This window comes from Sphingobacterium sp. MAE, assembly GCF_056711605.1.
In genome coordinates this window covers 288,994-315,913 of sequence record NZ_CM160044.1, presented here as the reverse complement: position 1 = coordinate 315,913, position 26,920 = coordinate 288,994, and the positions used below count along the sequence as shown (strand labels likewise).

Sequence of the window (26,920 nt, the reverse complement as noted above, 5' to 3'; positions counted from 1 at the left end):
TTTTACCATTGCCCACCTCATCTGAATAACTATCGAGTATAGAGATCGAACTCCTATTCATTAAGCAAACTTGCCTAATAAATTAATTACAATTTTACTAAAAGATGAAACTGTCTCCTGAAGTATCAACTTAATATAAAGCAATTACATATAATATTTTTAGTCCTAGAAATATTTAATAACTTCGCAACATCAATAGGGGTGCCTTGTTCCAAGAACACGAATAAAGGCTGAGAATATACCCAACAATACCATGTGTATTGTGCACCTGATCCAGATAATGCTGGCGGAGGGAAAAGGTTAGTTAAATATCAATAAAAACTGTTGTAACCCCTTGCAAGAGTTTGTTTAACTCAAAATTCAATTAAAAAATCATGGTTAAAAATTTAATCAGCACAGTAGTACTAGTAGGAATTACACTTTCTGTATCTGCGCAACACCAATTGTCAATCAAAGTACTCGACATTTCAACAAAAAAAACATTGCAGGGTGCTAGCATTATTTTATCAGATCGTGTCAGTAAACATTCGAAATCTGACCAAAACGGCATCGCTAAATTTTCTGATCTATCAACAGGAAAATACGAATTAATGGTTTCCTATTTAGGTTTCAGCACAGAAAAAAAGCAAATTAACCTACTAGACAATCAGTCTTTTGAAATTTATCTTGAACCATCCAAAATAAAAACAGAAGAAGTTATTGTCCAAGCCACCCGCGCAAAAAACAATTCCTCCACAACTTATAAAAATCTAAGCAAAGAAGATATCGCAAAAAATAATTTTGGACAAGACATCCCTTATTTGCTCGATCAAACACCTTCTGTCGTAATCGGATCCGATGCAGGTGCCGGCATCGGATATACAAGTATGAAAATAAGAGGCTCTGATAATGCCCGTATCAATGTCACCTTAAATGGAATACCCTTAAATGATGCTGAAAGTATGGGGTCATTCTTCGTCAACCTTCCAGATTTTGCTTCTTCGACAGAGAGTATTCAGATTCAACGAGGTATCGGCACATCCACAAATGGCGCTGGGTCATTTGGAGCATCATTAAATATCCAATCCAATACATTGGAAAAAGATGCCTATGTGGAATTAAATAACTCTTATGGTTCATATAATTCTTGGAAAAACACGTTAAAAATTGGTTCAGGCCTATTAAACAATAAATTTGCATTTAACGTACGTCTTTCTCGTATTCTAAGCGATGGTTATATTGATCGTGCATCTGCTGATCTCAAATCATTTTATGTAGATGGAGGTTATTACAGTGACAAACAAATTTTAAAAGCGATTGTATTCTCAGGAAAGGAAAAAACTTATCAATCTTGGTACGGCACACCAGAACCAAGATTGAATAATGATATAGCCGGAATGCAAGACTACGCCATCAATGATGGTTATACAGAAGCCGAAACACAGAACCTATTAAATTCAGGCCGTACCTATAACAAATACTTATATAAAAATCAAACTGACAATTATACCCAGACACATCATCAGTTACACTACAGCAATTTTATCAATGATAAACTAACCTTCAATGCAGCCCTACATTACACGAGAGGAGCAGGTTATTATGAAGAGTACAGACCTGAAGATGCTTTTTCAAAATACAATCTGCCGCCAGTCATCATCGGAACAGATACCATCACCAAAACAGACTTAGTCAGAAGGCGATGGTTAGATAACCATTTTTATGGAGCTACCTATTCCTTCAATTACAATCCCTCCCAATCTATTAAATTAACATGGGGTGGAGCTGTAAATCAATATAAAGGAGATCATTACGGAGAAGTAATCTGGGCAAAATATGCATCTACTAGCAACTTGGGCGACAAATATTATTTAAATGATGCAACAAAAAATGATATTAGTACATTTCTAAAAGCAGATTTTGCGTTAGATAATTGGTTATTATTCGCAGATGTGCAGTATCGCAATATCTTTTACAAAGTTAGAGGTGATGATGATAAAATCAAAGGAATGAATTTTGAACGAACATTCAACTTTTTAAATCCCAAAGTTGGCTTCACTTACCTGATCAATGAACAGGCAAATTTGTATGCATCTTATGCTTATGCGAGCAAAGAACCCATACGTAATGATTTTGTGGATGTAAAAGGGAACAATCCCAAGCCAGAAAAAATGCAAGATATCGAGCTCGGCTATCGCTTCCGAAATGATGCTTTTGACATCGGAACCAATTTTTATGGTATGTTCTATAAAGATCAGCTCATCCCAACAGGAGCACTTAATGATGTCGGTTCCGCTCTAAGGATGAACATTCCTGATAGTTACCGCATAGGGTTAGAATTTGACGCTGCTTGGAAAATATCGAATCAATTTGAGTGGAAAGCAACTGCTGGTCTAAGCCAGAATAAAATTAAAAATTATACAGATGAAACGAGCGGCGAATTTATCAAAAAGACAAATATTGCTCTTTCTCCTGCAACAATACTATCAAGTGAATTTTCTTATGCTCCAGTCCCTTCTTTTCAGATCGCGTTACTGTCTAAGTATATTTCAAGACAATACCTAGACAACAGCTCTGCAAAAGAACGAAGTATAGATGCCTCTTTTGTCAACAATGTCAGAGCTAGCTATAGCTTCTCCATACTGGGCGTCAAAAATATAGATCTCGGTTTAACCATTAACAATATTTTAAATGAAAAATATCAAACTAATGGATATACATGGGGTTATATGGACGGAAATTCACGAAAATACTTTAATTTCTACTATCCACAGGCAACAACTAATTATATGCTGAGCCTAAATGTCAAATTCTAATTAGAAAAAATACACGCTCATTAGTAGCGTGTATTTTTTTCCTCAACAAGTATCGACTTCTACGATCAGCAGTATATAAACTGCCATTGACATAAGTGAAATCATTAGTTGACATTTTTTTCTTATAATTGCCCTATGCGCGCAGTAATACAAAGAGTTTCCAGAGCACAATGTTCAGTCGACAATAAGATTACAGGTCAAATTGAAAATGGATTACTAATTCTAATCGGAATTGAGGAAGAAGATACCATAGAGGATATGAAATGGATGGCTCAAAAATTTATCAATCTGAGGATATTCAATGACGAAAACGGATTGATGAACAAATCCGTACAAGATATTGCGGGCAATATTTTATTCATTTCTCAATTTACATTATTCGCACAGACAAAAAAAGGAAATCGACCATCCTTTATTCGTGCAGCCAAACCAGATAAAGCTCAACCCATGTATATCGAAATGGCCGATTATCTCAGTACTTTGCTGCACAAAAAAATTCAGCTCGGCATTTTTGGTGCTGACATGAAAATTGATCTACTAAACGATGGTCCAGTAACCATTATAATGAATACACAGGATAAAGAAAATTTCTAATACGATGACCATAAAAGAAGCACAAGAAACCATTGATAAATGGATTACTACGACAGGCGTTCGTTATTTCAATGAATTGACCAATACTGCAATGCTCATGGAAGAAGTTGGAGAAGTTGCTAGAATAATGGCACGACAATATGGAGAACAATCCTTTAAGAAATCGGACAAAGAAGTAAATTTAGCCGATGAAATGGCAGATGTTCTTTTTGTTTTGATGTGTTTAGCAAATCAAACAGGTATCGACTTGACCGATGCGCTCGAAAAAAATTTAGAAAAAAAATCAATTCGTGATGCTGATCGGCATAAAAACAATGAGAAACTAAAAGAACAATAACAAGGTTGTTAGTGATTTAGGTGGAAAATTATTTTTAAAAATAAATACACTAGTTATCAGGTAGACTTTATATATTTGAGGATATTAACTTAAATATATAAACTTTATGGATAAAAATTCTACACAACGATCAACTCTATATCAAATATTACTAACGAGTGCATTAACCGTAACTAGCCTATATTCCTTCTCTCAAGAAGTCATTAGAGGTAAAGTAAGCAATAATGGCATACCATTAAGCAGTGTTACCATTAGGAACACGAGTAATAATACATCAACTAAATCATTAGAAGATGGGAGTTTTAATATTCCAGCATCATCTGGAATCAATACATTAGTCGTATCTCATATTGGCTTTACCACCCAAACCAAAGAAATTACAATTTCACAGGGTACTGACGGTCTAATCAATTTCGAATTATCAAGCGTTTCCTTGGATGAAGTTGTTGTTATTGGATCAAGAGCTCAAGGAAGATCCAATTTACAGACCGTCGCACCCGTAGATGTTATTGACATTAAAGGATTGACAAAAGATGTGGGTCAAGTATCATTAAACCAAATTCTAAATTACGTCGCACCATCTTTCAACTCCAATACACAAACCATATCCGACGGTACAGATCATATTGACCCCGCATCATTAAGAGGCTTAGGACCCGATCAAGTATTGGTGCTTGTCAATGGAAAACGTCGACATACTACATCATTAGTCAATATAAACGGTTCATTTGGTAAAGGATCAGTTGGGACAGATCTAAATGCCATACCAACATCAGCAATAAAAAGAATAGAAATTCTACGTGATGGTGCCGCCGCTCAGTACGGATCAGATGCCATTGCAGGCGTCATTAATATTGTCATTGAAGATAGTGTCGATGAACTACGTGCTTCCGTCACCTATGGTGGATATTTGTCCAAAAATGCAGAGAACAATTACGATGGGCAAAGTGTGCAAGCAAATGTCAATTACGGAATTCCAGTAACTAAAAACGGTGGATTTATCAATTTCTCTGGTTCATACGATTTCCGGCAGCCGACAAATCGGCAAAAAGAGTTTACAGGAACAATTTTCTCAGATTACAATAATCCAAGTTTATATCCTAACCCAACAGGGGTAGATATCACCAATGATGAACTTGCAAGACTCGGTAAAACACGTGCAGATTATGTTTCAAGAATTGGTCAAGCCGAGACAAAAGGGGGATCTTTATTTTTCAATTCAAAAATTCCCTTATCAGAACATTCAGAATTTTATTCATTCGGAGGATTAAATTACAGAAAAGGTACCTCTGCAGCATTTCGTCGACAACCAGCTCAAATTACCCAAAATATCAGTGAAATATATCCAGACGGTTTCCTACCATTAATCGTCACAGATAACTATGATAAATCATTAGCTACGGGAATAAAATCAGAATTTTCAGGTTGGAAAGTCGATCTATCCAATGCTTATGGATCCAATACAATTGACTTTCAGACCCAAAATTCTCTAAACGCCAGTTTGTTAAAAGCCTCTCCTACTACCTTTGATGATGGAGGATATCGCTTTATTCAAAACACAAGTAATTTAGACTTCACCAAATTCTTCGAGCAACCATTAGCAGGAATAAACGTTGCTTTTGGATTTGAACACCGTTATGAAAATTACCAAATTGTAGCTGGAGAAGAATCCTCCTATGCAGATTATGGAAAAGCAATAAAAATTGGTACTGATGCAAATGGCAATCCAATCTTAATACCCAATATCCAAGGAAATGTACAAACACGATTTGCCCAAAATGGCAAACCATATGCATCAGGAGCACAAGCATTCCCTGGATTTAGACCTGACAACGAAGTCAATGAAACACGCTCTTCAGTAGGTGCATATGCCGATGTAGAAGCCAATATAACCACGAGTTGGCTATTAACAGGAGCGCTACGTTTTGAAAATTACTCTGACTTCGGATCAACACTCAATTGGAAATTGGGGACACGTTATAAAATAGATGACATCTTTACATTTCGTGCAGCTGCAAGTACAGGATTTAGAGCTCCATCACTTCATCAACGTTACTTCAATGCAACCTCAAGCTTATTCAATGATGGTGTCATTACCAATTCTGGAACTTTCACAAACGATAGTAGGCCTGCACAATTACTCGGCATACCTTCATTAAAACAAGAGACTTCCCGTTCCTATAGTGCAGGATTAACAGCCAATTATGGCAAATTCAAGGCCACTGTTGATGGATATTTCATAGCCATAGATAACCGCATTATTTATACAGGAACATTTACAGGAAGCAATGCCTCAAATGCAACCGAACAAGACAAGGAGATATATGATCTATTAGCACAGTCCAATGCAACATCAGCACGTTTTTTTGCCAATGCAATTGATACAGAGACCAAAGGTATAGACGTAGTTTTGACTTACAATGAAGATATAGGAAAAGGTAAACTTCGGACCGACCTTTCAGCCACGTTCGTCAAGACCAATATTATAGGAGATATTCATGCGTCCGAAAAACTTGCTGGCAAAGAAAGTATTTATTTTGACAACCAATCGCGCATTTATTTAGAATCAGCAGTACCACGCACAAAAGTAAATCTGAGTCTGAACTACAGCTTAAATAAATTCAATGTGTTCTTGCGCAATGTTTATTTTGGAGATGTTGACGGTGCGACAAACACAGAAGCTGATTACCAGACCTTCAGAGGCAAAATCATTACAGATCTAAGCCTAGGTTACAGCATCACTAAAAACCTACGGTTCACCTTAGGAGCTAATAATCTTTTAGATATTTATCCCGATGAAACTAGAGAAGGATCCGGATTGAGAGGTGCCGGATATTTTATTTATTCCAGAACAGGACAACAATTCGGTAATAATGGTCGTTATATATTTACCAAATTAGCTTTAACACTTTAATCCATTCGTGGATGTAAAAAGGCTGTATCAAGATATTTGATACAGCCTTTTTATTTCTTTACCTTTAATGCATCATATTAATCCCTTCGGAAATGAATTTTACGAAATACCTACATAAAAGAAAACATTATGTGTTATTTACCATTTTACTTATTGGACTAGCACACGTGTCTGCACAAGACAGGGACAAAGAATTCAAATTTCAATATGATCCCAAAGATCTGGTCATGGAAAGTCTATTTCAAAAAATATACGTACTTGATTCTAGAAAAGACACCACCCATTATGGCATCATCAATAAAGGTTTTTTTGGTCAATCCGCAAAAGTTGTGGCTAATCCCTCTCTGGAAACTCAAATACAAAACTATTTAGAAATCATTACCCTTGAAAGTACGCAAAAAGATACTTTGCTTCTGCAGATTCGCCGACTGTCCTTTTCCGAAATAGGTGGTGGGCTCAAGGAAAAAGGATTTTTTGATTTTAGAGCCAATCTTTATCAAAAAAAAGGAAGCTACTATCACCCCATTAGTCGCATCGACAGCAGCTTTCAAGTATCAGGAATAGATGTTTCCAATAAATTATTAAAAAAAGGAAGCCTAATTATAGATACATTCATTCGGTCAAACCTCAAAACACCGACCATAGGATCTGAGGCTTTGACCATTCAAGATCTTCAGAACATCGATTATAAAGAAAAAGAACAATTACCTTTATATGCTGCAGAGCATCTTGTTGATGGTATCTATATGAACTACGAAAACCTCAAATTTCAAAAACCAGATTATCCACTTTTAGATGAAAAAGATAAAAAAGGAAGAATCAAGTACTATTATTATACGAATGAAAAAGGTAAAAAAGTAAAACTTAAAGATTCACAGATCTATGCTATAGTGGACAATGATGAAACGTTTATCTCCACGACCTATGGATACTATCCACTAGTCATGGAAAATGATGAATACTATTTTTACGGATTAGCGACTGAAAATAGTGCCAACATCTTCGTGTCCGCATCCGTTGGTTCAGGATTTGGAGGAGGAATGATCGGTGTTGGAATGGGTTCAGGACCTGCAAATGTTAGAAAATACAAAATAAAAATTGACCATTTAGACGGAAATTTTGAAAAAATACAACCCGTAAACGATTAAACATGAAAACATCAAGATTATATATATGGATAGTAAGTACAGCTGTAGTCATTCAATCCTGCAGTGTATCGCACCACTTAAACAAGCGATCAGAAACATTTGACAAAGCAGCAGTTGTCTCCGCACATCCATTAGCTTCAAAAGTAGGAGTCGATATTTTAAAAATGGGCGGAAACGCTATTGATGCTGCCGTAGCGGTACAGTTTGCATTAGCAGTCGTATATCCCAATGCTGGCAATATCGGAGGTGGCGGTTTTATGGTCTACCGAAGTAGCAAAGGCGAAATCAATGCCTTAGACTTTAGAGAAAAATCTCCTGAAAAAGGCCATGCCAACATGTATTTGGACAATCAGGGCAATGTGATCGAAAACTTAAGCGTCTATGGACACCTTTCAGCCGGTGTACCAGGTTCAGTAGCCGGAATGGTTGAAGCCCATCGTAAATATGGAAAACTAGATTGGAAAAAATTGCTCGCCCCAGCCATTGCATTAGCACAAAATGGCTTTCAAATAACCAAGCAGCAAGCAGAAGAATTTAACCATTTTAAAGCAAGTTTTGAAAAATACAATCCCCATGGCGCCCCTATCATCAGAGCCGAAACATGGAAAAAAGGTGATGTATTTCAACAACCAGAACTCGCCAGTACCATTACAAGAATCGCTGACCAAGGTCGCGATGGCTTTTATAAAGGCGTTACTGCAGACCTCATTGTTAAAGAGATGAAGAGCGCCAATGGTATTATCAGTCACAGTGATTTAGCCAATTATGATGCCGTATGGCGCAAGCCAATTACAGGATACTATCGTGGACATAAAATCATCTGTATGGCACCTCCATCAAGTGGCGGACCTGCATTAGTAGCACTATTGCAATCTGTGGCGCAGTTTCCATTGTCCAAGTGGGGATTTCAAAGTGATTCCACTATTCGCGTTATGGTTGAAGCAGAGCGCCGTATCTATGCCGATAGAGCAACATATCTCGGAGATCCAGACTTCATTCGCGTACCCGTAAAAGAATTGACAGATTCTATTTTCAATAGTAACAGGTTAAAATCGGTCAATTTCAACAAAGCAACAGCAAGTTCCGATGTAAGAGCAGCAAAATTTCCAGGCTATGAATCAGAAGAGACCACCCATTTCAGCATCGTAGATTCAGAAGGAAATGCCGTATCCATCACCACCACATTAAACAACTCCTATGGCTCTCGCGTTTTTGTATCAGGTGCCGGCTTTATTCTAAACGATGAAATGGACGACTTCTCGGTAAAACCGGGAGTACCCAATATCTACGGTCTTGTTGGTGGCAAAGCCAATGCGATACAACCTAACAAGAGAATGTTAAGCTCCATGACGCCAACCATTGTAGAAAAAGATCATCAACTCTATATGGTGGTCGGAACACCGGGAGGGTCCACCATTATGACCTCGGTTTTCCAGACTATTGTCAATGTCATAGACTTTCATCAAGATGCGCAACAATCCGTCACATCACCACGTTTTCATCACCAATGGTTACCCGATCAAATTGATGTCGAGAAAAAAGCCATTACATCAAAAGTGAGAAAAAGTTTAGTAAACTCCGGATATAAAATTTCTCCACGTGGCAATATTGGTCGAGTAGAAAATATTATAGTATTACCAAACGGAAAACTGCAAACAGGAGCTGATCCTAGAGGAGACGATACCGCTGCAGGATATTAATGTATATCAAAATCATAAAATAAAAAAATCCCGTTACAAGCTGTAACGGGATTTTTTATTTTATTACGTTAAGAAGAATGATCTTACATCATTCCGCCCATGCCACCACCCATTGGAGGAGCACCAGCACCAGCATTTTCTTCTGGCTCATCAGCTAATACACACTCCGTAGTTAATAACATAGAAGCGATAGAAGCAGCATTTTCCAAAGCAACACGAGAAACTTTAGTTGGATCGATTACACCGGCACCAATTAAGTTTTCGAAAACATCTGTACGAGCATTGTAACCAAAATCGCCTGTACCTTCTTTCACTTTCTGAACGATTACGGCACCTTCAATACCAGCATTGAAACAGATCTGACGTAAAGGCTCTTCGATAGCACGTCTGATGATTTCGATACCGATAGTCTCGTCTTCATTAGCACCTTTTAAGCCTTTTAAAGCATCAGTTGCACGAATGAAAGCAACACCACCACCAGCAACGATACCTTCTTCTACAGCTGCACGAGTTGCATGTAAAGCATCATCAACGCGATCTTTCTTCTCTTTCATTTCAACTTCAGTAGTAGCACCAACATAAAGAACAGCAACACCACCAGACAATTTAGCTAAACGCTCTTGTAATTTCTCACGATCGTAATCAGAAGTAGTTGTTTCAATTTGAGAGCGGATTTGAGCAACGCGAGATTTAATATCTTCAGCATTACCAGCACCATTGATGATTGTTGTATTATCTTTATCCACAACAACTTTCTCTGCTTGACCTAAATCTTCTAATGTTGCATTTTCTAATTTGAAACCTCTCTCTTCAGAAATCACAGTACCACCAGTTAAGATAGCGATATCTTCTAACATCGCTTTACGACGATCACCAAATCCTGGAGCTTTAACAGCAGCCACTTTCAGTGAGCCACGGATTTTATTTACAACTAAAGTTGCTAATGCCTCTCCGTCTAAGTCTTCTGCAATGATGATTAATGGTTTACCAGTTTGAACTTGTTTTTCCAAAATCGGCAACAATTCTTTCATGTTACTGATTTTTTTATCATAGATTAAAATGTAAGGATTTTCTAATTCCGCTTCCATTTTATCTGAGTTCGTTACAAAGTATGGAGATAAGTAACCACGGTCAAATTGCATACCTTCTACTGTTTTTACTTCAGTTTCAGTACCTTTAGCCTCTTCTACAGTAATAACACCATCATTACCCACTTTTTCCATTGCTTGTGCAATTAAAGCACCGATAACTTCATCATTATTTGCAGAAATTGATGCTACTTGTTTGATTTTATTATTGTCTTGACCAACAGTTTGAGATTGCGCTTTTAAGTTCGCTACCACTGCTGCTACAGCTTTATCAATACCACGTTTCAAATCCATTGGATTAGCACCTGCTGCTACAGATTTAATACCTGGAGCTACAATAGCTTGAGCCAAAACAGTTGCGGTAGTTGTACCATCACCCGCTTGATCAGCAGTTTTTGATGCAACTTCTTTCACCATCTGAGCACCCATATTTTCCAGAGCATCTTTCAATTCGATTTCTTTAGCTACAGTAACACCATCTTTAGTGATAACTGGTGAACCAAATTTTTTCTCAATGATGACATTACGTCCTTTTGGACCTAAAGTTACCTTTACTGCATTTGCTAATGTATCAACACCTTTTTTAAGTGCCTCACGCGCTTCAACGTTATATTTTACTTGTTTTGCCATTATTTTTAAATTTTTGAAATTAACATTTGATTCTTACTCGATATCAAGTAATCAAATCTGTTTACTTATGAATTCTATCCTTAAAAAATTAAATAACCGCGTAAATATCAGCTTCACGCATAATTAAATACTCTTTACCTTCAACAGTAATTTCAGTTCCAGCATATTTACCATATAAAACTTTATCACCAACTTTTACAGTTAAAGGTTCGTCAACTTTACCTGTTCCAACTGCTACAACGACTCCTTGAGATGGTTTCTCTTTTGCTGTATCAGGGATGTATAATCCTGAAGCTGTTTTTTCTTCTGCCTGAGCAGCTTCAACTACGACTCTGTCACCGATAGGTTTAATGTTTAATGCCATAATATATTTTATTTTTAGTTTTTTTTGAATGATATATAAACTTCATCAGCAATTATGCCAAAGCACCAAGAACAGACTTTTGAGACAAATTTGCATCGAAAAAGAATAGACTGGCAGGTTTCATTCACAATCGCTGTCAGGCTGTCACTTTCCAAAACTGACAGCAAAAAAAAAGCCTCCGATTTCTCGGAGGCTTTCAATTTCTATAGCACAACTTATTTTGTTGAATCTGTAACAGATTTCTGTGCAGGAGCTTGTTGAGCTGGCGCACCAGGCTTTTGTGTATTATTTAAGTTCAAGGGACTTGCTTGTGCAGGAGCCTCAATTTGATTACCCAAACCACCACCTACAGTAGCTGTTGTTGTTGGAGCCACAATATTGAATGCTAAACAAAAAACCATGATCGCAATCACTAATCCCCAAGAACCTTTTTCTAAAAAGTCACCTGTACGTTTTACACCCATAATATTAGTTCCACCAGCAAATCCTGATGATAAACCTCCACCTTTTGGATTTTGTATTAAAACTAAAAATGATAATAAAATACTAGCCAAAATTATTAGAGCAATTAATATTCCTTGCATTTCTTTATATGTATTAAGTTAATTTCTTTTCTAAATTTAAAATTTCCGACGCAAAGTACGCATTTTTTTCTGGATATTTCAAAACTAATTTTTTGTAAACCTCTATAGCTTTAGGATATAATCCCTGTTCAATATAAATACGAGCTAACGTTTCAGTTACCAAAGAGTATTGATCTTCCGAACTTTTACGCGCCTTATTCTCCAGATTAATCTTATCAGCAGGAGGTGGTTTTATCTGAGGATCCTCTTTGATAAATCGTTCAATCAAATGATCCGTATTTTTCTTCCCTACCTGAAAAGGAACTGTATTTTTAAATTCTTCGCTCAATTTTACTTCAGGAGACTGAAGGTGAAATATGTTCTCGCGAATTTGTTGATCCAATACCTGCGCATCAATTTTCTGTTTAAAACGCGTGACCTGCTGTTCTGCAGGTTGACCCTGATAAACTGGAGGTTTCAAAAATGGTTGATACGTCTCCGCATGATCTAAACGTGTTTTATGTAGCCACCAGAGAAAGCTATAAGGCATTAGCTCATCGTCATATACACTGACACGCTCTTCATCCTTCTCTTCTGCTCCTGAAAGTAAACGCTCCTCAGGATCAATAACAGAAACCGTAGCTACTTCCATAACCTCTACTTCATTCGTATCATCCTCTCGGTCAACATCACTATTTTCTAACCGAAAGAAATCATGAGCAACACCAGATTGAATCAGCGCATCCAATTCTTCCTTTCCCGTATCTTCCTTTTCCGCCTCTTCATATACATCGACCACCACCTGATCGTCTAAAACATCCTCAACAGTATCTTCAAAAGCGATATAGTCATCCACAGACTCGATCTCATCAACCATTTCAGCAGGAGCAGCCTTATGCAAATATTCATATAACCAATTGGGATTGGCTGCATATAATAAGGTAGAAGAAATATTATGCACCTCCCTATTTAACAAATAAAGATGTCTTTCGTACGCAAAACGAAGAGACTGCGCATATGGAAATTTGGCAATCAAGGACAATAAATCAGATTCCGAAAGCAACAAAGGATTATTGATTGCTTGATGAAATAAGTTTATATCTTCTGAAATTCGTTTATTTTCCATAGTTTAATCCACTACCAGTTAGCAAATGCCTTATTGTACACATCTTCCGTCAACATCATAATAATTTCTTTATTCAATGTTTCCTCTTGAGCCGATTGCAATTGTCCAGAAAAATCTTTAAATCTGGTGAAAGACTGTTCAAAATTGTCCTTTTCTATGATTTTATTATGATAACTTACTTTAATCGTTATGGAAAGACGATTTAATGCAGCACGGTCCGTTCCTGCTTCAACAGCAGCAGGACTAATGCTATAATCCGTAATAAAACCTTCAAAAGTAGCATCAGCATTATCATTGACCTGACTTAACCGCGATTGATTACGGATACGCTCTTTTAACGCCTCCGTAAAATTTTGACTTAAAGTCGGATAAACCATTGAAGCAATATTCTCAAAGTACAATACGTTCACAGTTTTCATGCCGTCAGGGATTGATCCCCCCGTAAAACTATATTTCACACCACAACTTGTTACAAAAAATAACATCGCTATAGTCATAAAAACAGGCAACAAACTTGATTTAAGTTTCTTCATAAACGCAATTTATAAATCTAAATTTAAGTCTTTAATTTTTCTGTACAAAGTTCTTTCCGAAATACCCAGCTCTTGTGCAGCAGCCTTACGTTTACCACGATGTTTTTTAAGTGCTTTCTTGATTAAATCAGATTCCTTCTCTGTTAAAGATAAAGACTCCTCTACCTCTTCAGCATCTTGGGTATCATAATTTAAATATCCATCTTGACCATTATTGCCTTTCATCACGTTAGGCTGATGAATGGTCAACGTTTGTGGAGAAGCCGCTAGATGATCTTGCAGACGCTCAGTACTTGGTTCCACCTCTTGGTACAGACGATTGATATAAGGCGAATTTTCATCAAAAGTTGCAGGATTTACACCATTTTGAATCAGTTCAACAACCAATTTTTTCAAATCGACCATATCCTTTTTCATATCAAACAGCACCTTATACAAAAGATCACGTTCCGAAAAATCGTCTTTTCCGCTTTGATTAGCAACTACAGCAGGGAGTGTCGAACGACTTTCCGAAGGAAGATAATTTTGCAAAATGCGAGCATCCACAACACGCTCCTTTTCAAGAACAGCAATTTGTTCCGCAATATTCTTCAACTGACGTACGTTACCAGGCCAGCTATAGGTCATCAACAATTTTTGAGCATCTTCTGTTAACTGTATACTAGGCGAACGGTATTTATCAGAAAAATCAACAACAAACTTTCTAAATAACAAATAAATATCTTCAGGTCGTTCACGCAACGATGGTATCCGCAACGGAACCGTATTGAGCCTATAATACAAATCCTCACGGAACTTGCCATTTTGGACCGCATTAAACACCTCAACATTGGTTGCCGCAACAACGCGAACATTCGTTTTTTGCACTTTTGAAGATCCTACACGAATGTATTCACCCGATTCCAAAACCCGTAATAGGCGAGCTTGCGTACCTAAAGGTAACTCTCCTACTTCATCCAAAAAGATAGTACCACCGTCAACAACCTCAAAATATCCCTTTCTTGCCTCATGCGCCCCAGTAAAAGAACCTTTTTCATGACCAAACAATTCAGAATCAATTGTTCCCTCAGGAATAGCACCACAATTTACGGCAATAAAAGCCCCATGTTTACGCGAGCTTAATTGATGAATAATATGTGAAAAAACTTCCTTACCACTACCACTCTCACCCTGTATCAATACCGAAATATCTGTAGGAGCTACTTGTCGCGCAATATCAATAGCCCTATTAAGTAAAGGTGAATTACCTATAATTCCAAATCGATTCTTAATATCTTGATTATCCATCCTCTAAATTTAATAATAAAGAACCTATATTAAATCCTAATTAGTCAACTATTTTACCTAACAACGTAGCAGAAGTACATGACTCAATAAATACAGTAACGTAATCACCAGCCTTAAAGCGTTCATCTACAGGAAAAATAGCCATTGCATTCTGATCATTACGACCAGCAAAATCTTTATCCGAACGTTTTGAAAAACCCTCTATTAAAATCCGTTGGTTTTTACCCACAAATTGTTGTAAACGCTCAAAACTATGTGCACGCTGTTTGGCAACGATTTCCGTTAAACGGCTTTTCTTTACCTCTTCCGGTATATCATCAGCATAACGTTTAGCCGCTAATGTTCCCGGACGCTCTGAGTAAGCAAACATAAAAGCATAATCATACTTAACATAGTCCATCATGCTTACCGTGTCTTGATGCTCCTCTTCCGTTTCTGTACAAAATCCAGTGATGATATCCGTTGAAATACCACAGCCCGGGATGATGCGATTGATCGCATCGATGCGGTTAATATACCACTCCCTATCATATGTACGATTCATTAATTCAAGTACTCTAGAATTTCCAGACTGTACCGGTAAGTGAATGTATTTACATATATTATCATGACTTGCCATCGTATAAAGGACTTCGTCTGTGATATCTTTTGGATGTGAAGTAGAAAACCGTACACGCAACAATGGATTGACCTCTGCTACTAGTGCCAACAGATTTGCAAAATTAACAGGAGCAATCGCATCCTGTCCCTCCACCGTAGGAGCTGTATATTTATACGAATCGACATTCTGACCCAATAGAGTTACCTCACGATATCCAGCATTAAATAGATCCTGCGCTTCTTTCACAATCGATTCAGCATCGCGGCTACGCTCTCTACCTCTTGTAAATGGTACTACACAAAAAGAACACATGTTATCACACCCGCGCATGATCGATATAAATGCAGTAATACCATTTGTATTTAGACGAACAGGATTAATATCAGCATAGGTTTCCTCACGAGATAGTAATACGTTAACAGATCGATTACCACCATCAACCTGAGCAATCAAATTAGGTAGATCACGATAAGCATCAGGTCCGACGACAACATCCACTAATTTTTCCTCTTCCAAAAATTTAGCTTTCAGTCGTTCTGCCATACAGCCCAATACACCGACGATCATCCCTGGATTGCTTTTTTTAGCAAATTCAAACTCTTTCAATCGATTACGTACACGTTGCTCAGCATTTTCGCGAATAGAACAGGTGTTGATAAATACAACATCAGCCTCTTGATAATTCTTAGTCGTCACAAATCCATCTTCAAGTAAAATAGAAGCGACTATCTCACTATCCGAAAAGTTCATTTGACAACCATAACTTTCGATATATAATTTACGTCCATGACCTTTATCAACATTATTTTCAATTAATAATGCTTCACCTTGACGTGCTTCGTCATGTTCCTTAGTTGTATGCGTTAAATCTAACATAGCTCAAAATTCAAAGACTACAAAGTTAGGAATAAATATTGGATTGATGACAGTTTGTCATATTAATATTGCATGTATATGAATATAAAATCCAACAAAAAAGCGCTGATGATACATCAGCGCTTTTATAAAAATATAAATTATTTTGTAGACCTATTTAGCTTGGTTTTTAGCTTCTTGTTTCATTTGGCTACCAGCAACGATCACGATCTCTACACGACGATTGGCAGCACGACCTGATTCAGTATCATTACTCTCCAAAGGCTCAGAGAAATTTCTACCTTCTGTACGGATACGAGATGAAGATAAACCTTGAGAAACAGCGAAAGCACGAACTGCATTGGCACGATTTTCAGAAACTTTTTGATTTGCATCTAAAGATCCAATATTATCCGTGTGACCAATAACTAAAATATCTGTACCTTGTTCTTTATTTAAAGTTGCCACCAAGTTTTTGATATTTTCTCTAGCAGAAGCCTTCAAGTCAGACTTGTTAAAGTCAAATAAGATACCTGAATCAAACTTCACAACGATACCTTCACCTGCTTGTGTTACTTCAGCTCCTTCAACAGTTTTAGCGATTTCAGCAGCTTGCTTATCCATTTTCTTACCAATCAATATACCAGCAGCACCACCGATAGCAGCACCAGCGATAGTACCGATAGCAGTACTTCCTGCTTTATTACCAATTAAAGCTCCTAAAGCACCACCTGCAACACCACCAATTACGCCACCTTTTGTTGTATTATTTGTATTTTGAATTGTTGAACAGCTTCCAAATAACATTGCTGATGTAGCCACCGTAAGACCAAAAACAGCTAATTTCTTATTCATTTTCATAATTTTAATATCTAAAGTAATATTTTCTTGTATTCTATAGCAACAGTAAACAAACCAAATGCCAAAAAACAAATATTGCCCTATAGGAGCGGATATTAGTAACAAAAATATAGACAGAAATCGACAGCTGCACAACTAAACTTCATTATTTCTCTTGTGTTTTCACCTCAATATCTGGCAATGTAAGCCCCTCGGGTCTTCCATTTTTATTAAAATCAGCTAAAGAGCGCTGTACATACTCTAGAAAGTCATAATGTTGCCAATGTTCAACAGTTTCATACGAAGGTCTGTAAATGCGCATAAAAGATTCTAAATCTTTATCATCCAACTTTGTTATTTCTCGAACAGCATCCTTCGAAAAAGCTTTATCAACCTCAAGTTGTCTTTTTTCACTGTCCAAAAAACGACCAAAACGCTTCGCATTCTTTGCTTCACGTCCGAAAAGATTATAGAGAGCAGTAGCAGGACTAGCTAAATAAGTACCGAATTTATTATTACCACCATTATAGACACCCTTTTTCTGATAATCCCGCATCGCTTCATTGAGTTCCGCTTCCTTCGTCTTCCGCTCAATAATAACCGTTTCTAATTTAATTCCCGGCTGGAGTTCTACATAGAAATCTTTCAGATCTCCGATTAAAGTTTTCGCCTCTGAATAGCCTACCTTTGAAAAAGACAAACTATCACCAATAGAAGCCTCAATTAAAAACACACCAAAAGAATTGGAAACAACAGATTTTTTTGTTCTAATATTTAATACATTCACATCAGGAAGACGTAAAGAAGTACCCTTTTCAAACACCATCCCCGAAATGCGCTGTATTTGTTGTGCATAAACATGTGTTCCCGAAAAAAACAAGAACACCAAGCTCAGGATGCTGATATGGCAAATTAATTTTCTATACATATATTAATAAAAGTAATCATTGTTTGACATATCATATGTTAAAAAAGTTTAAATATTTAAGATGCTTACTTATACGGATAGAAGACAAAATTTGCTCCTTCTGGCACCACAACAAACAAACACATGAAATCTTGAGCACGTTTATATTTTTTTATAAAGGCATCCTTTCTATCTTCTTTAATAATGTTTGACTCGACAAACTCTTCAAAAGTTGAAGCATTGATACTCCAGTTTGTTTTAAGTTCCACATGATCAAGAATTAGCTCACCGACATTCACGACATGCTGGTGAGCAATAAAAATGGGATAAGCAGACAATCCCTCAGCCATGATTTCTAGCGATATTTCTTTGATTGAATCACTATAATAATCCAAATCAATCTTTAAACTTTTTAGAGGACTTGATTTTTGGCTTTCATCTTCACTATTTTTCGATGCTCCAAACCATTCTTCCATTTCCATAGTTTATCCCTTTAGTTTTAATAAAACAACATTTTCGACGTGCTGTGTATGCGGAAACATATCAACAGGTTTAATCCGAACCACATCATATTTCTCAGCCAACAATGTCAAATCACGTGCCTGAGTTGCCGCATTACAACTTACATAAACGATTTTTGGCGCCTCCATTTCTAACAATCTTGCCACCACATCAGTATGCATGCCCGCACGAGGAGGATCAGTGATCACCACATCAGGCTTACCATGCTGTGCGATAAAATGAGCTGTTAACACATCCTTCATATCGCCAGCGTAAAATTTGGTATTTTTAACACCATTGATCTCCGAATTGATTTTTGCATCCTCAATAGCTGAAGGCACATATTCCACACCAATTACTTCTTTTGCATATTTAGCAACAAAGTTGGCGATCGTACCCGCACCTGTATACAAATCATAAACAAGCTCGTGACCAGACAATCCTGCAAAATCTCTTGTTATTTTATATAATTCATAAGCTTGCGCCGAATTTGTCTGATAGAATGATTTTGGTCCAACTTTAAACTTAAGGCCTTCCATTTCTTCATAAATAAAATCACGACCGTTGTAGATCTCTATTTCCTGATCGAAAATCGTATCATTCTTTTTCTGATTGATAATATAAAGAAGAGAAGTTATAGACGGAAATTTTTCCTGGATGAATGACATTAACAGTTCCACCTGTCCTTCTTCTGGATAAGCAAATACCACGATCACCATTAATTCTCCTGTTGAAGAAATACGGATGATTAAATTACGCAGTACACCACTATGTCCGCGCAGGTCATAAAAAGAAATATCATTTGCGATCGCAAACTCACGCACACTGTTACGCAGTACATTCGAAGGATCTTCTTGCAAGTAGCAATGATTTACATTTAAAATCTTATCAAATCTGCCCGGTACGTGAAACCCAAGAGCATCCATATTCATACCATCCACATTATCATCAACAGAAGTCAACCATTTCTTATTGGAAAAAGTATATTCCAATTTGTTACGATAATATTCGGTTTGTCCAGAAGCCAATATAGGTTCCATAGACGAAGTATCCACTTTGCCTATACGTGTAAGCGCATTTTCAACAGACTGTTGTTTAAACAATAATTGCGCATCATACGTCATATGCTGCCATTTACATCCACCGCATACTCCAAAATGCTCACAGAAAGGTTCAACACGGTGTTCAGAAGCTTTCTTCAATGTCTGAATACGACCTTCACCAAAACTTTTCTTTTTACGCAGTAACTCCACATCAACCACATCACCCGGAATTGCTTTTTCTACAAACAATACCAAATCATCTGTTTTACCAACACCCTTGCCTTCTTCTGCAATATCAATAATCTCGATATCGTTGAATACTAATCTTTCTTGTGAACTTTTTCTTCTCATATTGGCGCAAAATTACGCTTTTTTGATCAGAATTTTAATGAATAGTTGCGTGAACTAAATAAGGAAGAATTTCCTTTTGGAAAGAAATAAAATTTTTACGCACATCCGCTTCCGTAACAGCTGTAAATGCAAACGAGAAAACAATATTTTTACTTGTTTTAATTAAGAACGTCAGCTTTTTTTCAGGAATAGAAGCCGCAATATTATCATGCTGAATAAATGAGCTAAGTAATAAAAGCTCGAGATCATCAGACAGTGTTTTTAAATATTCTTGCGCGTTGGCAGACTCCCGAATAAATTCCCAGCCCACAAACTCATTACACACCGTATAAGTCAAACGGCTTACTTTTAGAATGGTATTACCAAGAAAAACGGCTAAGTCCTCTTCTCCCACATTCTTTTTTAAGATATCCTTGACATTCTCTTGAATATATTCCATCAAGATCGCATGCAGAATTAATTCTTTACTATCAAAATATTTGTAAAATGTAGCTTTTGCCACATTAGCCCGCTTTGCCAATTCATTCACACTGGTTTTATTATAACCATATTTGCGAAACAGCTCACGAGCAGCTCTTTTGATAGATTCAATAATCTTTTCCGCTTCCATAATATTAGCTTAAAAAATGAAGTGGAGAAACGGGACGATAAGCCACCTGTTGATCTAGGAAAAACATAAAACAATTAGCAAGAATACTTTTAAAAAAAACAATCACATTATCTACACCCTCTGTAAGCACGCGCTTGACAAAGACCGCAAATAATGTGACAAAATAAAGTATTCTTTCTAACATTTAAATGATCTCACTTTCAAATTGAGATAAGAATCGTACATCATTCTCAGAGAACAATCTCAAATCTTTAATCTCATATTTCAAATTGGCCACACGCTCGATACCCATACCAAAGGCAAAACCTGAATATTTTTTACTATCGATACCACAGTTATCTAACACGTTAGGATCCACCATACCGCAACCCAATATTTCTACCCAACCCGAATATTTACACAACTGACAACCTGCACCTTTACAAATTGTACATGAAATATCCATCTCAGCAGAAGGTTCTGTAAAAGGGAAATAAGAAGGGCGGAAGCGCACTTGAGTTCCCTCTCCGTATAATTCTTGAACAAAGTGAAACAATGTTTGTTTCAAATCAGCAAAAGAAACCTGCTCATCAACGTAAAGCCCCTCAACTTGGTGGAAGAAACAATGCGCACGAGAAGATATCGCTTCATTACGATACACACGACCCGGCATGATAGCACGGAAAGGTGGCTTGCCGGCCTCCATTAAACGAACCTGAACAGACGATGTATGTGTTCTTAAAGTAATATCATTGCCTTCTTGTTTCTTAATAAAGAACGTATCTTGCATATCACGAGCAGGATGTTCCGGCGGAAAATTCAAAGCCGAAAAATTATGCCAGTCATCCTCAATCTCAGGACCTTCCGAAACAATAAAGCCTAGTTTCTTAAAGATCTCAACGATCTCTTTGCGAACCAAAGAAAGCGGATGACGAGATCCCAATTTAAGACCCTGACCAGGCAAAGTAAGATCACCTTCACTTTTTTGAACCTGCGCTTTACTTGCTCCAAATTTTTCTTGAGCTTCTTGGTATGTTCGTTCAGCAAACTGTTTAAACTCATTCAATACCATACCTAAAACACGTTTCTCTTCTACTGAAACCGTTTTAAATTCATCAAACAAATTTTTAACAATACCTTTTGAAACTAAAAATTTCAATCTGAAATTTTCTACATCAGCTGAAGAAGTTGGGGCAAATTGCTTAATTTCCTCAGTATACTGCGTTATTTTATCTTGCAACATAATTATTCAAAGATACACCAAAATATTATAAAAGATAAACGGTTTTCATAAGAGAGCTTGAAATTTATTCACTCAGCTCAAAAAATAATCATAAAAAAAGAGCATCACTTTTAGGTGATGCTCTTATTAAAAATAAATAATAACGTTAAAACGGTAGCGGATCACTATCGTTTTCATTTTCTGTAAAATCAACCTCAATTTCCTTATTTTCTATTTTTTCAGCATGTGTTTGTGCTGGAGCAGTAGCAGTAGGCTCAAAATCTGATTTACGACCTAACAACGTGAAATTTTCCGCAACAATTTCTGTTGAGTAACGTCTTATGCCTTCTTTATCTTCATAGGAACGCGTCCTGAGTCGTCCCTCAATATATACCAATTTACCTTTTGTCAGATATTTTGCGGCTACATCCGCTAATCCGCGCCATAGAACAACTGTATGCCACTCCGTTTGCTCTACTCTTTTTCCATCTCTATTAAAATTCTCTGATGTTGCTAATGGAAAACTTGCAACAGAGACATTATTATCTAAATATCTAATTTCTGGATCTTTGCCTAAATGGCCTACTAGAATAACTTTGTTGACTCCTGACATAATATTAAAGTTGTTTGGTTATAATTTAGCTGTTTCTAAAAAAGAAAAAATGAGCTTATGTTTAGCTAATTTATCCAAATCTTTTAATAAAACATAATTCCAATTTATTTTTTTTTGTTCCAAACCCCTAGGATCTAATAACCTATAGAAAGTCGCATATATATGCTGATGGCTCAAAATATGTTTTTTATTCGTCTGCAATAAAGTGAGCGCAGCGTCGGATCCAAATACATCCAAAAACTCTTGATGGTCCACGATAGCCATTCCTTCCAGAGGCTCGCTTGTTTCAATCATAGGAAACTCATATAAATTTTCCCAAACATCTGAAGCCCCCCTCTTAGACATCAAAATCTCCTCATCTTTTTGAATGATGAAGTAATGAAAATAGCGACTCCTACTTTTCTTGGCTTTTATTTTCACCGGTAGATCTGCCACAACATCATGCACTCTGGCATAGCAGTCCAATTGAAGTTCACATTGTTGGCACAGAGGCGATTTTGGCTTACAATGTAACGCCCCAAAATCCATAATCGCCTGATTATACAACGCAGGATAAGTTAAGTCTAAATTTTCTTTAGCCAATTGGCTAAAAATCTTTTTACCTGCAGGAGTATTGATAGGTGTATCAATACCGAAATAGCGCGCCAGAACACGAAAAACATTACCATCTAAAACCGCTTGAGGCTCATCATTAGAAAAAGAAGAAATTGCTGCCGCAGTATATTCCCCAACTCCAGGTAGCTTAATCAACTCATCATATGAATTAGGGAATATCCCCTGATATTCATCACGTACTATTCCCGCAGCCTTATACATGTTTCTTCCACGAGAATAGTATCCCAAGCCTTGCCATAAGTACAAAATATCATCTTCCGAAGCATTCGCAAAAGACAATACATCAGGATAGCGCTCCGCAAACCGCAGGTAGTACGGCATCCCCTGCTCTACCCGAGTTTGTTGTAAAATAATTTCCGACAGCCAGATTTTATAAGGATCTCGTGTATTTCGCCATGGCAAATCACGTTGATGTTCGTGATACCACTCGATTATTTTCTTCGCAAATGACATCCTACAAAAATGCGCTTTTTTAACGCATCTATCAAATTATTGCCTCGCAATTATTTACCCATCTCCCGATCCAGGATCAGTTTCAATTCAGCAACTTTTTCAGGATTTCGATCAGCAATATTTGTCCTTTCACCCTTGTCAACATTCAGGTCATATAATTGATCCACATCATCATTCCCAAGTTCAATATTCACAAGGTTATTTTTTTTCGCTCCTTTACTCGCTTTGATAAATTTATAATGACCCTTCAAAACACTTAATGCGCCCGCAGATTTGATCAAATAAGCTCGACCAACCTGATCCCTCCCGATCAAACTCTTCCAGTGATTTTCACTATCGATAGCCTCTCCCCGAGCATACTTGACATTCAAAAAAGAAGCAAAACTACTCAATAAATCCACTTGACAAATAAGGGCATCAGACGTAATACCCTTCTTGATAATTTTTGGCCATGTAATGATAAATGGCACACGAGTTCCAGCCTCAAACGACGAATATTTTCCCCCACTATAAGGGCCAAATGGATTATGTCCATTCAGTTGTGCAACCGCACCATCCTCATAGCCATCATCTAGCACCGGACCATTATCACTTGAAAAAATAATAATAGTATTTTCATAAACATGGTTGTCTTTTAGCGTTTTGACCAATTGTCCAACCGTATAATCAAGTTGCAGAATCGCATCCCCCCGATATCCCAGTCCACTTTTACCTTTAAACATGGTAGCAGGCATACGCGGTACATGAGGTTCAGTAGCATTATAAGTTAAGAAAAAAGGTTGTTGATAATGATCTTGAATAAAACGAATTGCTTTATCAGCAAAAGTCAACGTAAGCTCTTCATCTACCCATTTTGCCTCTTTTCCTCCCGACATCCATCCAATTCTACCAATACCATTCACAATAGTATGATCATGACCATGATTCAATGAATTTTTCATTTTCAACAATTCAGGATGCTCCTTGCCTGTAGGTTCATCACCCACCTTTTGATGATAAGAAACCATGATCGGATCATTTTTGTCTACACCAAGTACACGATGATTTTCCAAAAATACAGTTGGCACACGATCTGCCGTAGCGGGGAAAATAAAAGAATAATCATAGCCGACTTCCAAAGGCCCTGGTTTTATAGTACCATTCCAATCCTTATCCACTTCATCTCCCAGGCCCAAATGCCATTTTCCTATCACAGCAGTTTGATATCCCGCCTTTTTAAAGACCTTGGGCAAAGTAATCCGATCTTGAGGAATGATTAATTTGGCATCGCCAGGCAGAATACCAGTTCCGGACTGACGAAATGGATAGTTGCCCGTCATTAAGGAATATCGAGACGGCGTACAAGTCGCAGCAGTCGCATGCCCATTTGTAAACCGAATACCCTCAGCAGCCAAAGCATCCAAATGCGGTGTCTTGATTTTATCCGCACCATAACTACCAAGATCGCCATAGCCCAGATCATCCACATAGATCAACAGCACATTCGGTTTATCCTGTTGCCCCATGACCGCTGCAAAGGGACTAATTATGGCCAATAGACCAATTAACAAAGCTGTTTTTTTCATGGGATATAAGAGGATTGGTTTGATTGAATCTCAAACTTAGATAAAATTCAGTTTGTATGCAATCATAATCTCATTCAATCTATTTGCTTATTATTTCTTTTATTGAGCAAAATAGTTCTCATAAACCATTCGTCATTTTCGCTATTACTTTAATTTTTCACTAGCTATTTACCCGCTTATATCCCATTAATAGGTTAAAAACGATCGTCGTAAACATCATAAACAAACAGACTCAAATTTAATAGTAGAAAAGAACATTAAAAAACATAATTTCGCAAGAAATTAGTTACTTAAAAATGAAAATAAAAATCTTCAAAGCGCTTATTCTTTTATTTGTTCTTGTCAGCAGCTCTTCTGCACAAGAGAAAATGTTCAAAATCCAATTTGGTTTAAATATTGACAGCACAACAGAAGCAGAGTCTGTCGCAGATATTTATCTGACTAAAGATTATTTAAGAATAGAAAACAAATTTATAGATACAAGTGTCCAAATCTCTGATTTTAAGAAGCAGATCGCATACATATTAGATTACAGCAATAAAAACTATTATGAGCAAGGACTTACGACAGAAGATGCCGTAATTTCTCCCGAAGATTTTCAAATTGAATTCATCGCCAATGCCTCCAAATCAATCGCTGGATATGCCTGTAAAAAAGCAATTATTAAGATCCCGATTGGAACAGAAGACGAAAAACCATTTATTGAAGTCTGGTATACCACAGCACTGCCAAAAATGTATTGGGGAGAATACACCTACTTAGAGAAAATACCAGGAGCAGCACTGTCCATTTCAGCTTATGAAATGGAAATGAAAGCCATCCATGTGACAGCATCGGTGGTCAACCCTGCCCTATTTGAAGTACCCCAAGATTTTGAACAAGTTGAGGAAGAAGCTTTCACATTTGAGACGACAGAGCTAGGAGAAAACAGGCAGTCTTATTACGATGAAGACACCGAACTTATTGGAGTAGCAGACACGATTGGCAATGCAATAACTCCTGCAAAATATAGTTTAATCAATTCCTTTATAGCAGGCTACGCAGTCGTAGCCGACGGAAGCAATCACTATGGACTTATCAACAATGACGGCAAAGAAATTATTCCCTGTCAGTATGAACATTTAGCACGTACTGAAGATGGACTATTTCTATTTTCGAAAAATGATCGATATGGCTACATGAATATCCAAGCACAAGTAGTGATTCCCGCAACCTACACTTATGCACGGGAATTTGAAAACGGTCATGCTGTAGTCACTACAGACCAAGGATCTGGCGTCATTGACAGCAGTGGAAAGATTATTATTCCAATCAAATTTGAACTCATCCACGAATTTTCAGCCAATACTGCTGTGATCTCAGAGCAAGATAAATACTATTTAATTGATCAACAAGGAAAGAAAATAAGCGAAGCATATGATTTCTTGTCCAATGGCGGAGAAAATTTATGGCTCACTATGCGATCAGAAAAATATGGATTTATAGATACAAAAGGAAAGCAGGTCATCCCGTCAAAATACATATATGCTGCCCCATTTGATGCAGGACTCTCCTTAGTTTCCGAAAATGGGGAAGATTTTTTCTATATCGATAGCAAAGGTAAGTTTGTCCAAAAAATGGACAGTGAGTAAAAATACTAAAGTGAGACCTGTAGCTGTCTCATTTTTGTTTTAGCAGAGGTTTCTG

Annotated in this window: 23 protein-coding genes; 7 read left to right on the top strand and 16 right to left on the bottom strand. The window is 37.1% G+C overall.

Annotated elements, in window-relative coordinates; translation table 11 throughout:
- Positions 1 to 374: 374 nt before the first annotated feature.
- The 6 genes from AC06G9_RS01320 to ggt all read left to right on the top strand — a co-directional run bounded on the left by AC06G9_RS01320 (position 375) and on the right by ggt (position 9,488).
- On the top strand, positions 375 to 2,795 hold the full coding sequence (locus AC06G9_RS01320) for a TonB-dependent receptor (RefSeq protein ID WP_480957408.1): 2,421 nt from the start codon (positions 375 to 377) through the stop codon (positions 2,793 to 2,795).
- 135 nt (positions 2,796 to 2,930) lie between these two features.
- Complete coding sequence (gene dtd / locus AC06G9_RS01315) at positions 2,931 to 3,389, top strand: D-aminoacyl-tRNA deacylase (protein ID WP_293928457.1); 459 nt, start codon at positions 2,931 to 2,933, stop codon at positions 3,387 to 3,389.
- A 4-nt stretch (positions 3,390 to 3,393) separates the two neighbouring features.
- A complete protein-coding gene (locus AC06G9_RS01310) occupies positions 3,394 to 3,726 on the top strand; it encodes a nucleotide pyrophosphohydrolase (RefSeq protein WP_108159201.1) in 333 nt (110 codons plus the stop codon).
- A gap of 106 nt (positions 3,727 to 3,832) precedes the next feature.
- Positions 3,833 to 6,640 (top strand): TonB-dependent receptor, encoded by a 2,808-nt coding sequence (locus AC06G9_RS01305; protein WP_346569257.1) that lies wholly within the window; start codon positions 3,833 to 3,835, stop codon positions 6,638 to 6,640.
- Positions 6,641 to 6,732: 92 nt separating this feature from the next.
- A complete protein-coding gene (locus AC06G9_RS01300) occupies positions 6,733 to 7,788 on the top strand; it encodes a hypothetical protein (RefSeq protein WP_045754357.1) in 1,056 nt (351 codons plus the stop codon).
- Between the two features lie 2 nt (positions 7,789 to 7,790).
- Positions 7,791 to 9,488 (top strand): gamma-glutamyltransferase, encoded by a 1,698-nt coding sequence (gene ggt, locus AC06G9_RS01295; RefSeq protein ID WP_293928463.1) that lies wholly within the window; start codon positions 7,791 to 7,793, stop codon positions 9,486 to 9,488.
- An 83-nt stretch (positions 9,489 to 9,571) separates the two neighbouring features.
- Here ggt and groL read toward each other — a convergent pair whose 3' ends face one another.
- The 16 genes from groL to AC06G9_RS01215 form a co-directional block, all read right to left on the bottom strand.
- Complete coding sequence (gene groL / locus AC06G9_RS01290) at positions 9,572 to 11,206, bottom strand: chaperonin GroEL (protein WP_045754355.1); 1,635 nt, start codon at positions 11,204 to 11,206, stop codon at positions 9,572 to 9,574.
- A gap of 88 nt (positions 11,207 to 11,294) precedes the next feature.
- Entirely contained in the window at positions 11,295 to 11,570 is a 276-nt protein-coding gene (locus AC06G9_RS01285) for a co-chaperone GroES (RefSeq protein WP_045754354.1), read from the bottom strand.
- A 215-nt stretch (positions 11,571 to 11,785) separates the two neighbouring features.
- Complete coding sequence (gene secG, locus AC06G9_RS01280; RefSeq protein ID WP_045752853.1) at positions 11,786 to 12,154, bottom strand: preprotein translocase subunit SecG; 369 nt, start codon at positions 12,152 to 12,154, stop codon at positions 11,786 to 11,788.
- 13 nt (positions 12,155 to 12,167) lie between these two features.
- Entirely contained in the window at positions 12,168 to 13,259 is a 1,092-nt protein-coding gene (locus AC06G9_RS01275; RefSeq protein WP_480957407.1) for a hypothetical protein, read from the bottom strand.
- An 11-nt stretch (positions 13,260 to 13,270) separates the two neighbouring features.
- On the bottom strand, positions 13,271 to 13,792 hold the full coding sequence (locus tag AC06G9_RS01270; RefSeq protein ID WP_045752851.1) for an LptE family protein: 522 nt from the start codon (positions 13,790 to 13,792) through the stop codon (positions 13,271 to 13,273).
- A gap of 9 nt (positions 13,793 to 13,801) precedes the next feature.
- Complete coding sequence (locus AC06G9_RS01265) at positions 13,802 to 15,079, bottom strand: sigma-54 interaction domain-containing protein (protein WP_045752850.1); 1,278 nt, start codon at positions 15,077 to 15,079, stop codon at positions 13,802 to 13,804.
- A 40-nt stretch (positions 15,080 to 15,119) separates the two neighbouring features.
- Complete coding sequence (miaB, locus tag AC06G9_RS01260) at positions 15,120 to 16,556, bottom strand: tRNA (N6-isopentenyl adenosine(37)-C2)-methylthiotransferase MiaB (RefSeq protein WP_045752849.1); 1,437 nt, start codon at positions 16,554 to 16,556, stop codon at positions 15,120 to 15,122.
- Between the two features lie 153 nt (positions 16,557 to 16,709).
- A complete protein-coding gene (locus AC06G9_RS01255) occupies positions 16,710 to 17,396 on the bottom strand; it encodes a YiaD family glycine zipper/OmpA-like lipoprotein (protein WP_045755297.1) in 687 nt (228 codons plus the stop codon).
- A 145-nt stretch (positions 17,397 to 17,541) separates the two neighbouring features.
- The gene (locus tag AC06G9_RS01250; RefSeq protein WP_045752848.1) at positions 17,542 to 18,303 is read right to left on the bottom strand and encodes a hypothetical protein; all 762 of its coding nucleotides are present in this window, start codon (positions 18,301 to 18,303) and stop codon (positions 17,542 to 17,544) included.
- 65 nt (positions 18,304 to 18,368) lie between these two features.
- Positions 18,369 to 18,764, bottom strand: a complete 396-nt coding sequence (locus AC06G9_RS01245) for a hypothetical protein (protein ID WP_045752847.1) — start codon at positions 18,762 to 18,764, stop codon at positions 18,369 to 18,371.
- Positions 18,765 to 18,767: 3 nt separating this feature from the next.
- Positions 18,768 to 20,177, bottom strand: a complete 1,410-nt coding sequence (gene rlmD / locus AC06G9_RS01240; protein WP_094771460.1) for a 23S rRNA (uracil(1939)-C(5))-methyltransferase RlmD — start codon at positions 20,175 to 20,177, stop codon at positions 18,768 to 18,770.
- 34 nt (positions 20,178 to 20,211) lie between these two features.
- A complete protein-coding gene (locus AC06G9_RS01235; RefSeq protein WP_045752845.1) occupies positions 20,212 to 20,787 on the bottom strand; it encodes a TetR/AcrR family transcriptional regulator in 576 nt (191 codons plus the stop codon).
- 184 nt (positions 20,788 to 20,971) lie between these two features.
- The gene (gene pheS / locus AC06G9_RS01230; protein ID WP_045752843.1) at positions 20,972 to 22,009 is read right to left on the bottom strand and encodes a phenylalanine--tRNA ligase subunit alpha; all 1,038 of its coding nucleotides are present in this window, start codon (positions 22,007 to 22,009) and stop codon (positions 20,972 to 20,974) included.
- Positions 22,010 to 22,154: 145 nt separating this feature from the next.
- Complete coding sequence (locus AC06G9_RS01225) at positions 22,155 to 22,601, bottom strand: single-stranded DNA-binding protein (protein ID WP_480957406.1); 447 nt, start codon at positions 22,599 to 22,601, stop codon at positions 22,155 to 22,157.
- Between the two features lie 18 nt (positions 22,602 to 22,619).
- Complete coding sequence (gene mutY / locus AC06G9_RS01220; RefSeq protein ID WP_094771462.1) at positions 22,620 to 23,669, bottom strand: A/G-specific adenine glycosylase; 1,050 nt, start codon at positions 23,667 to 23,669, stop codon at positions 22,620 to 22,622.
- A 50-nt stretch (positions 23,670 to 23,719) separates the two neighbouring features.
- Positions 23,720 to 25,234 (bottom strand): sulfatase family protein, encoded by a 1,515-nt coding sequence (locus AC06G9_RS01215; RefSeq protein WP_480957405.1) that lies wholly within the window; start codon positions 25,232 to 25,234, stop codon positions 23,720 to 23,722.
- A gap of 296 nt (positions 25,235 to 25,530) precedes the next feature.
- On the opposite strand from AC06G9_RS01215, the gene AC06G9_RS01210 reads away from it, so the two are divergent.
- Positions 25,531 to 26,865 carry a WG repeat-containing protein gene (locus tag AC06G9_RS01210; protein WP_480957404.1) on the top strand — a complete coding sequence of 445 codons (1,335 nt, stop codon included), beginning with the start codon at positions 25,531 to 25,533 and terminating at the stop codon, positions 26,863 to 26,865.
- Positions 26,866 to 26,920 lie beyond the last annotated feature (55 nt).

Coding starts and splice junctions, on each gene's coding strand:
- AC06G9_RS01275 (WP_480957407.1), bottom strand. CDS start 13,259: ATGGAAAATAAACGAATTTCAGAAGATATAAACTTATTTCATCAAGCA.
- AC06G9_RS01305 (WP_346569257.1), top strand. CDS start 3,833: ATGGATAAAAATTCTACACAACGATCAACTCTATATCAAATATTACTA.
- AC06G9_RS01250 (WP_045752848.1), bottom strand. CDS start 18,303: ATGTATAGAAAATTAATTTGCCATATCAGCATCCTGAGCTTGGTGTTC.
- AC06G9_RS01215 (WP_480957405.1), bottom strand. CDS start 25,234: ATGAAAAAAACAGCTTTGTTAATTGGTCTATTGGCCATAATTAGTCCC.
- miaB (WP_045752849.1), bottom strand. CDS start 16,556: ATGTTAGATTTAACGCATACAACTAAGGAACATGACGAAGCACGTCAA.
- AC06G9_RS01270 (WP_045752851.1), bottom strand. CDS start 13,792: ATGAAGAAACTTAAATCAAGTTTGTTGCCTGTTTTTATGACTATAGCG.
- dtd (WP_293928457.1), top strand. CDS start 2,931: ATGCGCGCAGTAATACAAAGAGTTTCCAGAGCACAATGTTCAGTCGAC.
- AC06G9_RS01225 (WP_480957406.1), bottom strand. CDS start 22,601: ATGTCAGGAGTCAACAAAGTTATTCTAGTAGGCCATTTAGGCAAAGAT.
- AC06G9_RS01310 (WP_108159201.1), top strand. CDS start 3,394: ATGACCATAAAAGAAGCACAAGAAACCATTGATAAATGGATTACTACG.
- pheS (WP_045752843.1), bottom strand. CDS start 22,009: ATGTTGCAAGATAAAATAACGCAGTATACTGAGGAAATTAAGCAATTT.
- groL (WP_045754355.1), bottom strand. CDS start 11,206: ATGGCAAAACAAGTAAAATATAACGTTGAAGCGCGTGAGGCACTTAAA.
- rlmD (WP_094771460.1), bottom strand. CDS start 20,177: ATGAGAAGAAAAAGTTCACAAGAAAGATTAGTATTCAACGATATCGAG.
- AC06G9_RS01265 (WP_045752850.1), bottom strand. CDS start 15,079: ATGGATAATCAAGATATTAAGAATCGATTTGGAATTATAGGTAATTCA.
- AC06G9_RS01285 (WP_045754354.1), bottom strand. CDS start 11,570: ATGGCATTAAACATTAAACCTATCGGTGACAGAGTCGTAGTTGAAGCT.
- AC06G9_RS01235 (WP_045752845.1), bottom strand. CDS start 20,787: ATGGAAGCGGAAAAGATTATTGAATCTATCAAAAGAGCTGCTCGTGAG.
- AC06G9_RS01245 (WP_045752847.1), bottom strand. CDS start 18,764: ATGGAAATGGAAGAATGGTTTGGAGCATCGAAAAATAGTGAAGATGAA.
- AC06G9_RS01300 (WP_045754357.1), top strand. CDS start 6,733: ATGAATTTTACGAAATACCTACATAAAAGAAAACATTATGTGTTATTT.
- AC06G9_RS01210 (WP_480957404.1), top strand. CDS start 25,531: ATGAAAATAAAAATCTTCAAAGCGCTTATTCTTTTATTTGTTCTTGTC.
- AC06G9_RS01320 (WP_480957408.1), top strand. CDS start 375: ATGGTTAAAAATTTAATCAGCACAGTAGTACTAGTAGGAATTACACTT.
- mutY (WP_094771462.1), bottom strand. CDS start 23,669: ATGTCATTTGCGAAGAAAATAATCGAGTGGTATCACGAACATCAACGT.
- ggt (WP_293928463.1), top strand. CDS start 7,791: ATGAAAACATCAAGATTATATATATGGATAGTAAGTACAGCTGTAGTC.
- AC06G9_RS01255 (WP_045755297.1), bottom strand. CDS start 17,396: ATGAAAATGAATAAGAAATTAGCTGTTTTTGGTCTTACGGTGGCTACA.
- secG (WP_045752853.1), bottom strand. CDS start 12,154: ATGCAAGGAATATTAATTGCTCTAATAATTTTGGCTAGTATTTTATTA.